Source organism: Winslowiella toletana (assembly GCF_017875465.1).
GTDB lineage: Bacteria > Pseudomonadota > Gammaproteobacteria > Enterobacterales > Enterobacteriaceae > Erwinia > Erwinia toletana.
Genome location: NZ_JAGGMQ010000001.1, coordinates 4,445,198 through 4,459,727, shown reverse-complemented (window position 1 = coordinate 4,459,727; position 14,530 = coordinate 4,445,198). Strand labels below are relative to the sequence as shown.

The window sequence follows — 14,530 nt, the reverse complement described above, 5'->3', positions numbered from 1 at the left end:
GCTTTATTTCACTGACTGTATCGCCAGTGGATTAAGCTGTAATTTCTGATACTGCTCAACCCAGTCATGATACTTATCGGCGTTCTGCCACAGTCTGTAGTGCAGACGCGCCAGCGTCACCGGATCGCTCAGCAAGTTCAGACGCTGATCGCGGCTGAGTTTAGCAGGCGAATCACTCAGCGCCTGCTCTACACGACGATCGCGCGCATATTCCAGAATATCGCTCTTCAGGTGACGTGATGTCGCCAGCGCGCTGGCCAGCGCATTGAACGATGGATGGAACAGTGCATGCATAAAGCCGTGCTTCAGCGCGCGTTCGCGATTCAGTTGCAGATAAGCCTCAGTGTCCAGCAGCTCTTTCGGCGGATCATACTCTTCCGGGATCAGGAACAGTCTGGCGCGTTTCGAGCCAAGTCCCAGCGTAGCGCGACTGGAGAACACCGAGACAAACGGTGACAGAATCAGTGAGAACACAATCGGCGCTAACCACCACAGGAAGTTCAGATCCAGCCAGCCCATGCCGACGGCCCACACCACACCCAGCAGCAGCTGCGAACCGTGACGGGCGAAGGCTTCGCTCCATGGCGTCGCATCATCATCACGTTGTGGTGAGTTCCATACCACTTCCCAGCCAAGGAATGCGCTGACCACAAACACGGTGTGGAACAGCATACGCACCGGTGCCAGCAGCACTGAGAACAGCATCTCCAGCAGCAGCGAGCAGAACAGGCGAATCGCACCGCCGTACGCTTTGGCCCCTTTGCAGATGATCAATATCACACTCAGCAGCTTCGGCAGGAACAGCAGGATCAGCGTGGTGGAGAACAGCGCAATCGCCAGTTCAGGACGCCACTGCGGCCAGACCGGGAACAGCTGTCGCGGCTGCAGGAAGTATTGCGGTTCCATCAGCGTATGCACTACCTGCAATGCAGTGGAGAGCGCAAGGAACATAAACCACAACGGCGCAGAGAGATAGGACATTACGCCTGTCAGGAACACCGCACGGTGAACCGGATGCATCCCTTTAACCAGGAACAGACGGAAGTTCATCAGGTTACCGTGACACCAGCGACGGTCGCGTTTCAGCTCATCCAGCAGGTTTGGCGGCAGCTCTTCATAAGAACCCGGCAGATCGTAGGCAATCCACACGCCCCAACCCGCACGACGCATCAGCGCCGCTTCAACGAAGTCATGCGACAGGATAGAACCGGCGAACGAGCCTTCGCCTGGCAGCGGCGCCAGCGCACAGTGCTCGATAAACGGCTTCACACGGATGATGGCGTTATGCCCCCAGTAGTGTGACTCACCCAGCTGCCAGAAGTGCAGACCCGCGGTAAACAGCGGCCCGTAAACCCGGGTGGCAAACTGCTGACAACGCGCATACAGCGTATCCATACCGGATGCTTTCGGCGAAGACTGGATAATACCGGCGTTAGGGTTAGCTTCCATCATGCGCACCAGACCGGTAAGACATTCACCGCTCATCACGCTGTCCGCATCCAGCACCACCATATAGCTGTACTGACTGCCCCAACGGCGACAGAAGTCATCGATGTTACCGCTTTTACGTTTCACACGGCGGCGACGGCGACGATAGAAAATCTTGCCCTCACCACCGACATCACGCACCAGCTCCATCCAGGCTTTCTGCTCCGCCATGGCGATATCCGCATCATAGCTGTCGCTCAGCACGTAAACGTCAAAGTTAGCCTGTTCACCGGTACGCACCACCGATTCCCAGGTAGCGCGCAGACCGGCAAACACCCGTTCAACGTCTTCGTTACAGATCGGCATAATCAGCGCGGTGCGATGCTCGGGATTAATCTCGATCGGTTCGTCCCGGTGACTCAGATAAGAAATACTGTACTTATCGCGGCCAATCAGCAGCTGCAGGAAGCCCATCAGCGCGGTCCAGAAACCGGCCGAGACCCAACAGAACAGAATCGCGAACAGGAACAGGATCCCGGTCTGCAATACATACGGCAGAATCTGCAGTACCGACTGCTGCCAGTTCTGGTTGATCATCTCCATCGGATCGATCAGCGCCCAGCCCTGATACGGCAGGATGGTTTTCATATACCAGGTGGCGACCACCGTCTGCGCTAAAGTTAACAGCAGCAGGATATAACGGCGAATCGAACCCACATGACGCCATTTATCCTCGGTTTTCTGCTCTTCCGCACTGGCATAGCGATGAGTGGTTTTACGGCCACGCAACGAATCCCATGCACGGGCGACCGGGTTGGTGCGCCAGGCTTCAGGAAACATCAGCGAGCGCTTAACCGGCGGCGTCGCTTTCAGCGTGGTGCGATCTAAATAATCTTTATCGAATTGTTCACCACCGGCAACAGAGTCAGGCCACGCCATTTCAATACGGGCTTTTACCGACTCCAGCGGCGCGTCATCAGGACGCGTTTCAACCGGGCCATCCCCGCCCAGTTGGTGATGAAGCTTGCTGTAAACTTCTTCATTCTCGCCCGCAGCGGGCAGAGCATGCTGAAGCGCCTCTTTCCGCTCAGCGGAAAGAGGCAGCAAGTCGATGTAATCAGCAGGGGTTACGGTAGACTTATTCATTGGCAGGCAACTGATAGCTCCAGGTTTCCGTCAGCGGCTTATCACCATTCACCAGTGCAGCACGCATTTCGGTTGGCTGTTTGTTATCTTTCACACGCAGACGCAACACTAAACGCCAGCCTTTGGTGACGGTGTTATAACGCACGCTCTGTTCGACCACTTCACCGTTTTCACCCACGCTAACCTGCGGGGTAACTGCGGAATCAGCCGGCATCTTGCTCATATCCGGGCCGACAAAGTCCACCACAAAGGCGACGGTGCCGTCCGGCTGACGCACCAGATTCGACTGTTTCACATCGCCGGTAGAACGCAGCGTGCTCTTCACATAAGCCGTTTCCGGCGAGTGCAGCTTGCTTTCGTCACGGGTAAAGTGCAGACGGTAGTTGAAATTCATCTCTTTACCCGGCTCCGGCAGCGATTCCGGGGTCCAGAAAGCGACGATATTATCGTTGGTTTCATCCGCAGTAGGAATTTCTACCAGCTCGACACGGCCTTTACCCCAGTTACCCTGGGTTTCGATCCAGCCACTTGGGCGCTGATCGTAGCGGTCATCCAGATCCTGATACTGCGCGAAGTCACGGCCACGTTGCAGCAGGCCAAAGCCTTTCGGATTCTCGACGGTAAAGGTACTGACCGCGAGGTGCTTCGGATTATTCAACGGACGCCAGATCCACTCACCGTTACCGGCGTGAATCGACAGACCGTTAGAATCATGCAGTGCCGGACGGTAATTCACCATCGGAGAAGGCTGATTCGGTCCAAACAGGAACATACTGGTCAGCGGTGCCACGCCCAGCTTGCCGACTTTGTCGCGCAGATAAATCTTCGACTGCACGTCAACCACCGACTCTTTACCCGGAGTGATGACAAAACGGTAAGCACCGGCCGCGCGTGGAGAATCCAGCAGCGCATAGATTACCAAACGCTTGTCCTGCGGTTTTGGTCGCTCAATCCAGTACTCTTTAAAGCGCGGGAACTCTTCACCGGACGGTAAGGCGGTATCGATCGCCAGACCACGGGCAGAGAGACCATAAACCTGATCGCCACCGATCACCCGGAAATAGCTGGCGCCTAAGAAGCTGCTGATTTCGTCGTTTTTATCTTTGCTGTTAAGCGGGTAAAGCACTTTAAAACCGGCATAACCGAGATTTTTTACGGTTTCCGGATCGTGCTTAACATTACCAAAATTAAAATAGTCGGGATTATATTTAATCTCACGAACGGTGGACGCGGTAACTTCGTTCAGTTTCACCGGCGTATCGAAATACATACCCTGATGGTAGAACTCAAGCTTGAACGGGGTTTTCAGCTTGCTCCAGTACGCTTTATCATGGTTAAACTGAATCTGCTGATAATCAGCAAATTTCATATCGCGCAACTGTGAAGGCAAATTGCTTTTGGGCGCTTCAAAGCCTTTTCCGGCTAAATCCTGCGCCTGTTTCGCCACATCATCGATGCTGAAAGCCCAGCTGGAGCTTGCATACAGCGAGAGCAAAACTGCCGCGCCGATTACGCGCATCTTCATCAGTTTCGGTTTATTTTTCATGTTAATTAGCACATCCCCCCCTTTCGGGTGCTTAATTCAATCCCATCAATCTTAATGGATAATTCAGGTTTCCGACAGCCTGAGCGGGATTATGTTCCCTTGTTGCTTTCCTCTAAGCGCCGATTTCTCAAGCGTTTAGACGATACGGATTCGGCTGATAGTATACTCTTTGTTGCTACAGTAAAGTAAGCCCATGCTTTAGGCTGATTCAGGGCGAATCAGAGGTGAAACTGATAAATAAATGGACATCTATGAGTATAAAAAAACCACAGCGCGAATATTTCCTCGATTCAATTCGAGCTTATCTGATGCTACTCGGTGTGCCCTTTCATCTGTCGCTGATCTATTCCAGTCAGCAATGGGCGGTCAACAGCGCCGAGCCGACCTTCTGGCTGACGACGCTCAATGACTTTATCCATGCCTTCCGCATGCAGGTGTTCTTTGTTATTTCCGGCTACTTCTCTTATATGCTCTACCTGCGCTACCAGCCGGGGCACTGGCTGAAGATGCGCGTCGAACGCGTGGCGATCCCGATGCTTACCGCCGTGCCGCTGCTGACCCTGCCGCAGTTCTTTTTGCTGAAACACTGGACCCCGGCCATCGGCGACTGGAACAGCTTTTCACTGTATGAAAAGTACAATGCGCTGGTGTGGAATCTGGTATCCCATTTATGGTTTTTGCTGGTGCTGGTGATCCTCACCACGCTCGGCATGCTGGCGTTCAAATTGCTGCGCGATCGCCACAGTGATAAAGGAACAAAAGCAGACTATTCCGAGCTAAACTGGCGCAAACTTACGCTGAGTTTTGTTGGTTTTGGTCTGATCTGGGGTTGTATTCGTCGCCTGGTATTTATTTTCCAGCCGAATCTGCTGATGGATGGCCTGTTTAATTTTGCCGTCATGCAGACGCTGTTCTATCTGCCGTTCTTTATGCTGGGCGCGCTGGCGTGGAAACATCCGGCGATTAAAGCGCTGTTTGTGAAGTTTAATCCATGGACACTGGTTGGCTCCTGCCTGGCGCTGGTCGCCTATATGCTGAATAAACGCTACAACGTCGGTGAGGGCTGGCTGTATGAGATTGAGACGCTGGTCAGCATGCTGATGGGGATCTGGATGGTGAATGTGGTGTTTTCCTTCGGCTATAAGCTGCTGAACTCACATTCACCGCGCATTACCTATCTGGTTAATGCGTCACTGTTTATCTATCTGGTGCACCATCCTTTAACGCTACTGTATGGCATCTTTATTACGCCGTTGATTAGCAATAATACCCTGGGCTTCTTTATTGGCCTGATCGCGGTCTTCGGCATCGCCTTTATACTGTATGAGATTCATCTGCGTATTCCGTTGCTGCGCTTCCTGTTCTCCGGTAAGCCGCAACGGGCGGCCAAAGCGCCGCAGGCGGCGAAATCCTGATTCACTCCGGCGAGGGATCACCCTCGCCGTTTTGATTACAACAACCACTCCACCGGCAGTCGCCATACCAGCCGCACCAGCAGCCGCTGTATAAAGCGGGTGCGTGGCTCGTGCTTATGCACCACCTCCCCCGCTTCGCCTTCGAACTCGATCCAGTTAACCCGCCCCCATTTATCGAGCCGCAGCTTCCACGCTTTATCATGCAGGCGGCTGACAAAACGCTGATGCACCGAGATCGCCAGCTGCTCGCTTTCGATCACAAATCCCATTTCAGTATTCAGCACCGCCGAACGCGGATCAAAATTAAACGAGCCAATAAACACCTTCTTATTGTCGACACTAAAGGTTTTGGCATGCAGGCTGGAGCCGGAATTCCCGGTCAGGCCGCGATCGTGCGGCGCATCACGGTTATCGTTGTGCGGTTTTAACTCATACAACTCAATGCCACGGCGTAATAACTTTTTGCGCCATTTGGCATAACCGGCATGCACCACCGAGACATCGTTAGCCGCCAGCGAATTGGTCAGAATGGCGATTCTCACCCCGCGTCGTTTTAATGCCAGTAACTGCGCCACCCCGGCGCGCGTCGGCACAAAATAGGCCGAGATTATATCGAACTGCTGCTGTGGCACGCCGATCACTTCCAGCATCCGCTGCGGCAACAGGGAGGAGGCGCGGGCGCGGCCCAGACCTTTACGCGGATCGTCACTGAGCAAACGGGTATTTGCCCAGGTTAACTTCAGGTCGCCGCTTTCCAGCTGCGCAGCGAAAGAGGAATTATCCAGCCGTTGCAGATATTGCTGCACCTGCGGACTGTCGCGCCAGGCTTCCGGCAGACGCACCGCCGAATGACGATCGTCGCCGTCCGGCTCCACCACCGACCGCAGTGACGAGACGGCGCGGCTACGCCAGTAACGCTCAAAATCCGCGCTGACCTCCGCCACCACCGGGCCGACGGCTAATACATCAAGATCGGAAAACAGCGGTTCATCACCGACCGCGAAATATTCATCGCCGATATTGCGGCCGCCGACAATCGAGGCGATACCATCAACGGTAAAACTCTTGTTATGCATGCGGCGGTTAAGGCGAGCGAAATCGGTGAGATAACCCAGCGCACGCAGGGTGCGAAACGAGAACGGATTAAACAGCCGCACCTCGATATCAGGATGGCGGTTTAACGCACTCAGGGTCTGGTCCAGCCCCATGGTGTTGTTATCATCCAGCAGCAGGCGCACCTTTACGCCGCGCTCCGCCGCATCCAGCAAGGCGCTGAACAGCAAACGGCCAGACATATCGTTTTGCCAGATATAGTACTGCACGTCGAGGGTACGTTCCGCCATCGAAATCAGCAGATAACGCGCGGCAAAAGCATCCAGTCCCTCACCCAGCGGATAGATGCCGCTCTGGTGCGGATGGCGCGCCACCCGCGGCGTAATCGCACGCGCCAGCCGGGTGGCGTGGCGCGGATCCTCCCGATCAGCATCGGCGGCAAAAGCTTCGGACATGATGATTCCTTGTCGTGAGTCGCGGCCTGTCGACCCGCATCCGGCAACAAGCATCCACAGTATTAGAGTCTTCCCGCAAAAAAAACCAAATGGCGTCAACAACTATAAAAAAACCAAAAAACGCAAAATAACACTATACAAACATGATTTATCTGGTCAAAAAAACCATAAAAAAGCATCACGCAATATAAAACCACCAAAAAATCATTTTACTAACAAACTGAAATCACTCAAATACGCAACGGCAACACTTTGTTTGCTAATGGATAACCCCTCAGTACTGGCAAATAATTCTCTCAAAATGCTCCCAGCACCGCGAAGAGATCCGCGTCAGACTGCTGGGGGGCTGGCAACCTGATAAAACCACGAAGAGGGTCAGCCAAATGTATCGTACCGATGAGGTTCTGGAAAAACTTAACAGTCAGCTTCAACGCCAGAGTAAGCCCAAAGTCACCCTGCCCGATATTATGATCCGTTCGTTGCCGGAGGTGGACGCGCTGGCTGGTGATACTCTGGCCTGGAGCGAAGAAAATTTCCTATACCAGCAGGCGCAGGAAGCCCTTAAACAGAACACCTTCAGCGAAGCACGAATTTTAAGCCACGCCAACCCGCAACTGGCGCACGCGGTTCGCCTCGCTATCCAGCAGAACGCCGAACAGCTGGGCTATGATGAACTGTTTGGCGGCCGCGCCAGTAAATATGTCAAACCAGGCGTAGTGGCCTCCATGTTTTCGCCCGCCTGCTACCTTACCGAGCTCTATCGCGAAGGGATCAATCTGCATCCAGAAAACGCGGAATACCGGCTGACTACCCGTCGCCCGGACCTGGCTGGCCTGGTGCTGTCACAGCGCAATATGGATGATGAAGTCTCAACGCTGACGCTCAGCAACCAGCTGACGCTGGATGTTATCAGTAAAAAAATCAGCAAAACGGCGGAAGAGGTACGCAAACTGCTCGCCAGCTGGCGTTTTTCCGGCGCGACGCCCTTTCATTTGCCGTTTACCACCGCCCATTACAGTCTGTTGTTGCGCGATAAAACGCTGGATCTGTCATCGCGTAATGCCGGGGTGATCAAGCCTGCAGGCGCCGAAGCTCTGTTGCGCGTTGCCGCAGGTCTCTCACCTGAGTTATACAGCATCCTGACTGAAACGCTGAGTTCGGGATCATCAGCTCAGCAGTTTAAAGATAACTTTGGCGCCATCACCATAGAGACCCTGCGTAACCCCGTGTTTCTGGCACGTTATTATCAACTCACTGAAGAGCAACTGACGACATACTATGCGGTTATGCGCCAGTATGATAATAACTTCGACCCGTTGCAGATCACCGCCCTCGCTATGCTGCAACTCAACAAGCTTATCCGCTTCAGTAAAGCTGGCGGCATGGCGGCGGCAGATATCTGGCGCGTGATTGCCAGTAACAACAATCAATTCAATATCACCGATGCGATAGTCAGCCAGTTACTGTGGATACAATACTATTGCCAGTATTACGCAATTGATGTCTCTGACGCCTGGATCCTCTCTGGCGCCGCCATCAGCAAAATCAGTGTGGGTGAACTGCCCAGTCAGTTTGACCAGCTGTTTAACCGGCCACTGCTGGACAATCAGACATTTTCAGATGACAACGCTGATGTGGTGCTGACCCCTGGCAAAATCACTGACACATTTCGCACCGGCGTGCTGAAACGCGCCTTGCAAGTCAGCGACAGTGCGCTTTATCTGTTATGGGCGCTGGTGGATGGCAAAGCCAGCCCGGCGGCATTCAAAAACACGCTGTCCAGCCTCTCCGCGTTGTACCGGGCGCGGCTGCTGGCCAGCAGCCATGGTCTCAGTATTATTGAGCTGAGCGTGCTGTTATCACTCTCCCCCAGCTGGTCAGGCCGCGCGCTGGGCAGCCTGAGCGCCGGGGATCTGGTCAGTCTGGTTAGCTTCCTTAGCCAGTACAGCCGCTGGCTACAAGCGGCCTCGCTGTCCGTCAGCGATCTGCTGTTGATGGCCACCGCCAGTAGCAACAGTACGCTGACGCCAGAGTTCAGTAATCTTATCGCTACCCTGCAAAATGGCCTTGCCGGTCAGCAATTAACCAGCGATAACGCACTGACGCTGGCCGCCCCCTATATTGCCGCCGCGATGCAACTGGATTCCGCAGAGACCGCCCACGCCATTCTGTACTGGCTAAACGGGCTGAAACCACAAAGCCTCGATGTGCTGGCGTTTCTTAATCTGCTGCTTACCAACCCACAGTCTGCCAGACTGGCGCCCTATTGCCATGTACTGGCGCAACTGGCGCTGATCGCACGTACGCTGAAACTATCCGCCAGCGAGCTGTCACTGGCAGTGACGCAGCCAACATTCTTTCAGAGCGCAGAGGTGCTGCCACATACTATCGTCACGGTATATAGCCTGGCGCGCTTTCATTACTGGCTGCAGCAGTGCCAGACCCTCGCGAGCGAAGTGCTGGGCGCCTTAAGCGGCAAAACGCTGACGCCAGTACTGCTGGCGCAGGCGCTCAACGTTGATGAACAGTGGGTAATACAGGGGCTAAACCAGGTCAGAAAAAACGCTACAACCTTTAACAGCTGGATTGAGGTGGACGAGACGCTACAGTGGTTAAATATCGCCACCAGCCTGGCTATCGCTCCGGAAGATGTCGCCCGACTGCTGGCCAGCTCCGCCCCGGTACCGGCGTATGACGACTGGAAAAAGATCGCCACAGCGTTGCAGGCCGGACTCAACAGCCAGCAAGGCGTGCAGTTACAGCATCAGCTGGATGAAAGCAGCAGCGCCGCGTTCAGCGCCTATGCTATCCAGAATAAAAACATTACCCCCAGCTGGGTGATTGACCGCAATCAACTGTATAACTACCTGTTGCTCGATAACCAGGTCTCCGCGCAGGTAAAAACCACCCCACTGGCGGCAGCGATTGCCAGTATGCAGCTGTATATCAACCGGGCACTAACCGGCCTGGAGGAGGGGGTGGTCAGCACGGTACGTTCACGTAACTTCTTCCAGTTCTGGGACAGTTACAACAAACGTTACAGCAGCTGGGCAGGGGTTTCACGGCTGGTTTACTACCCCGAAAACTACCTTGACCCCACGGTGCGCCACGGCCAGACCGCGATGATGGATGAGATGCTGCAATCCATCAGCCAGAGTCAGCTGACCAGCGATACGGTAGAAGACGCCTTTAAAACCTATATGACCCGTTTTGAACAGGTGGCGAATCTGGAGGTGGTGAGCGGTTTTCACGATAACAACAGTATTAATAGCGGCATAACTTATCTGGTGGGGAAATCCGTTAACGATGAAAATTATTACTGGCGCACACTTAATCAAAACCTGTTCGACGCAGGAAAATATCCCGCCAACGCATGGAGTGAATGGAAAGAGATCACCACCGGCATGCAGGCGAAAAATAATCTGGTGCGTCCGGTGGTATTTAATTCGCGACTCTATTCGGTCTGGCTGGAAGAAAAAGAGATCGCCGATGCCGATGACAGCAACAGCAGTAAACGTATCGCCAGCCATGAGCTGAAATATACATTTATTCGCCATGATGGCACCTGGAATATTATCACCACGGTTAAACTCTCTGATTACTTTAAAGCTGACGAGTTGACTAAAATCAATGCGATGGGCATGTACTGCTCCCGTGATGAAACCAGTGGCTCGCTGATTGTTCTTTTCTATGAGCTAAAAGCCAAAGACGAGGAGAATAAATCGACGCCCACCATTGGCTTGCTGATTAATCCCGACCATCTCACCACCCTTCTCAGCAATCCTGGCGCTTACCGGACCGCCGTGTGGCAACAGTTTGACACCACCGTACAAAAAAAGATCAATCAGCCCTATATCATAAATTACTCGGCGCCAGCCACTGTGACACTGAGTAGCGCCACCCTCGAGCCAGGCTTTCTGGCCACCCTTTCTCAAAGCCGGTTATATAACTGTAAGATCGCCCCTGCCAGCCAGGATAATAACTTAACCCTGTCATTTGACTGTGATCTCAGGGTGGTCTTCCAGAGTATGGCTGGCAGGTATGATATCGCCTGCAACATATTGAAAAACCTCGCCAATAATAATATGGGCGATAGCTTCTATATTTACGAAAATTTTGCGCTGGACAGTGGCAACAGTTCCGGCAAGCGCATTTTTCCCGTGTACCACCTGAAACAGAACAGTATGACCAGCGGCAGGATCCTGGTGTATCGCGAGGCGTCCGCATCAGGTCTGGAAGTAAAGTGGCCGGCATTAACCCCGGCTCACACTTTCACCTCAACCAGCACGGCACTTTACGTCGCGCTTAATCAGGATAAGTATCCTGATAATGATGCCCTGATGAATGCGAGTATGTATCTTAATGATAATAATAAGTCTGCCACCGTGGCATTCGGCGGCTGGAAGCTAAAAACCGGCTTTGCAGCCTCGGAAATTAAAATCCGGGCAACGGTCGGCAATACAATAAAATTTTTTGATGCAAAACAGGATATTCAGGATAAAGGGCAGACACTGCCAGCACAGCAATTTTCCGGCACTATCTATCCCTTCCGGGGAGTGAAACTGGACATTCCCCTCGCGGAGTTTGTTGATGGCAAAGCCGAGGTCAGTTTCAGACTCACCATTGAAATGAGCGAGTATCACAATGTCGCCATTGCGCTGCAATGGGGTTCACTGACGATTAGTCAGCAATTAGACCTTCCCCCTTTCCTGATTATTAAAGGCGAGAAAGGTGAGCAATATCTGCAAAATGGCCCCTGGCGCACCCGCATAAATACCCTGTTTGCCCGTCAGTTAGTGGCGAGAGCCAGTCGCGGGTTAAATGCAGTGCTCTCCATGGAGACCCAGTATTTAGCCGAACCGCAACTGGGGCCAGGCAGTTATGTCCAGGTAGATTTTGGCCGCTACAGCAGTTCGCTGCATGGCAATGGCAGCTATCAGCTTTACTATGTTGGCGGCGCAGATAACATCGGCTCCGGGCGGCCTTTACATCTTTGCGCAGCAGGCAAATTATCTGCCGATCGTAGCAACAGCCTGACTCTGTTTCTGCCGTATAACACCGCGAAAACCGGTAGTGAGAAGGATATTCTTTATCTCGGCGTAATCTATTCAGATGCCAATCTCACCAGCAGCTACACGACCATGCAGCAGTTTAAATACAATGCTGATGCCACTAAGTTTGTCGCCGACAGCGAAAATGCCAGCCGGACCAGAGGACTGACCACCCGGCTGTTTGAGACGATGGATAGCGAACCGATGGATTTTAGCGGCGCCAATGCGCTCTATTTCTGGGAAATGTTTTATTACGCGCCAATGATGGTGTTTCAGCGCCTGTTGCAGGAGCAACGTTATGATGAAGCAACGCGCTGGATAAAATTTATCTGGAGCCCCGAAGGTTACGTGGTGAATGGCCAGCCTGCCGCTTATAAGTGGAATGTACGCCCGCTGGAAGAAGACACTACCTGGAATAGCGATCCGCTGGATTCGGTTGATCCGGATGCCGTTGCGCAGGCGGATCCGATGCACTATAAAGTCGCCACCTTTATGCGCACGCTGGATCTGCTGATTGCGCGCGGCGACACGGCCTATCGCCAGCTGGAGCCAGACACGCTGCATGAAGCACAAATGTGGTATATGCAGGCGCTGGCGATTATGGGTGACGAGCCCTTCCTGGCGGAGAGTACCCGCTGGTCAAATCCGACCCTGCAAGCCGCTGCAGCGCAGACCCTGCAACTTCTTGCCCTGCAGGCAATGCTGGTGGTGCGCGCAGAGACATTACCGGCGGCCTCAGCCTCCAGTAGCAGCCTTAGTACACTGTTTTTACCGCAGCTAAATGAAAAACTGCAGCTTTACTGGCGTACGCTGGAACAGCGGCTGTTCAACCTGCGCCATCATCTCTCGATTGATGGCCAGCCGCTGTCGCTACCCCTCTACGCCACACCGCTGGAACCCGCAGCACTGCTCAGCGCGGCGGTTCACGCCGCCCAGGGAGGCGCAACCCTGCCGGCGGCGCAAATGCCGGTATACCGTTTTCCGGAAATCCTTGAACGCGCCAGAAGCCTGGTCAACCAGCTCAGCCAGTTTGGCGGCGCCCTGCTGTCGATGATTGAACGCCAGGATGCAGAAGCGCTGGCCGAGTTGCTGCAAAACCAGGGCAGCGAACTGGCCCGACAGAATATCGCCATGCAGGACAGCGCAATTGCTGAAATCGCGGCCGATCGTCAGGCGCTGCAACAGAGCCGCGCGGGTGCGCAGTCGCGCTTCGAAAGTTACACCCGGCTGTATGAGGAGGACGTCAACCGCATGGAGAAAGAGGCGATGGATCTGTTTGCTGATTCCGCCTGGTTCTCAATGAGTTCCAGCAGCACCTATACCGCAGCCGCTATCGCCGATGCCCTGCCTAATATCTTCGGTCTGGCGAATGGCGGTGGCAGCTGGGGCGCAATCCCGCGCGGCGTCGGTATCGGGCTGGAAATTACCGCCACGGTAAAACGCATTAGCGCCGAGAAAGCCAGCCAGTCCGAAACCTATCGCCGCCGCCGTGAGGAGTGGGAGATCCAGCGTAACAATGCCGAAGCGGAAGTGAAGCAGATTGATGCGCAGCTGGAAACGCTGGCAGTGCGGCGCGAAGGCGCGCTGTTACAGAAAACCTGGCTGGAAACCCAGCAGGTGCAGACCCAGGCTCAGCTGCAATTTTTGCAGAATAAGTTCAGCAACCGGGCGTTGTATAACTGGTTGCGCGGCAGGCTGGCGGCAATTTACTACCAGTTCTATGACTTATCTGTCTCCCGCTGTCTGATGGCACAGGAGAGTTATAAATGGGCATTAAATGTCAGTGATGCGGAAGCCAGCTTTATTAAACCCGGCGCATGGCAAGGCGCCTGGGCGGGGCTGCTGGCGGGTGAAACCCTGATGCTAAATCTGTTGCAGATGGAGCAGAGTTACCTGCAAAAAGAGGAGCGGGAAAAAGAGGTGGTACGCACGGTCTGCCTGACGACGCTTGATGACAAACTGGCGGATAAAATCAGGGCGCTGATTACTGCGGATAAAGAGGACAACAGCGGTAATCCGTCGATGACCAACGACAAACGGTTGCAGGTCGCGCTGAAACTGGCTGATTTGCAGATCCAGAACGATTATCCGGATGCACTGGTGGGTAAAACCCGGCGGATTAAACAAATCGGCGTCACTCTGCCCGCGCTGGTAGGCCCTTACCAGGATATTCGCGCCGTGCTCAGCTATAGCGGCGGTCGCGCCAGTATGCTGCCGCGTGGCTGTAATGCGCTGGCGGTCTCACAAGGGTTGGATGACAGCGGTCAGTTCCTGCTTAACTTTAACGACAGCCGCTGGCTGCCGTTTGAAGGGATCCCGGTCAATGACACCGGTACCTTTACCCTGAGCTTCCCTGACGCCACCAGTAAGCAGAAAGATCTGCTACTGAGCCTGAACGATATCATTCTGCATATTCGCTACACCATTATCAGCTAA

Annotated in this window: 6 protein-coding genes; 3 read left to right on the top strand and 3 right to left on the bottom strand. The window is 53.9% G+C overall.

Annotated elements, in window-relative coordinates; translation table 11 throughout:
- Positions 1 to 3 precede the first annotated feature (3 nt).
- Together mdoH and J2125_RS20860 are read right to left on the bottom strand one after the other, a co-directional pair.
- Positions 4 to 2,574 carry a glucans biosynthesis glucosyltransferase MdoH gene (gene mdoH, locus J2125_RS20865; protein ID WP_017801832.1) on the bottom strand — a complete coding sequence of 857 codons (2,571 nt, stop codon included), beginning with the start codon at positions 2,572 to 2,574 and terminating at the stop codon, positions 4 to 6.
- A complete protein-coding gene (locus J2125_RS20860; RefSeq protein ID WP_198510898.1) occupies positions 2,567 to 4,102 on the bottom strand; it encodes a glucan biosynthesis protein G in 1,536 nt (511 codons plus the stop codon). The genes mdoH and J2125_RS20860 overlap by 8 nt, the downstream gene beginning before the upstream one ends.
- Before the next feature lie 269 nt (positions 4,103 to 4,371).
- Here J2125_RS20860 and mdoC point away from each other — a divergent pair, with 269 nt between their 5' ends.
- Positions 4,372 to 5,535: a glucans biosynthesis protein MdoC gene (gene mdoC / locus J2125_RS20855; protein WP_017801830.1), complete on the top strand. Its 1,164-nt coding sequence runs from the start codon at positions 4,372 to 4,374 to the stop codon at positions 5,533 to 5,535.
- A 35-nt stretch (positions 5,536 to 5,570) separates the two neighbouring features.
- Here mdoC and J2125_RS20850 read toward each other — a convergent pair whose 3' ends face one another.
- Complete coding sequence (locus J2125_RS20850) at positions 5,571 to 7,043, bottom strand: phospholipase D family protein (RefSeq protein WP_017801829.1); 1,473 nt, start codon at positions 7,041 to 7,043, stop codon at positions 5,571 to 5,573.
- Here J2125_RS20850 and J2125_RS20845 point away from each other — a divergent pair.
- Positions 7,042 to 7,401 (top strand): hypothetical protein, encoded by a 360-nt coding sequence (locus J2125_RS20845; RefSeq protein ID WP_157819452.1) that lies wholly within the window; start codon positions 7,042 to 7,044, stop codon positions 7,399 to 7,401. The genes J2125_RS20850 and J2125_RS20845 overlap by 2 nt on opposite strands.
- 25 nt (positions 7,402 to 7,426) lie before the next feature.
- Positions 7,427 to 14,530 carry a Tc toxin subunit A-related protein gene (locus J2125_RS20840; protein ID WP_209499535.1) on the top strand — a complete coding sequence of 2,368 codons (7,104 nt, stop codon included), beginning with the start codon at positions 7,427 to 7,429 and terminating at the stop codon, positions 14,528 to 14,530.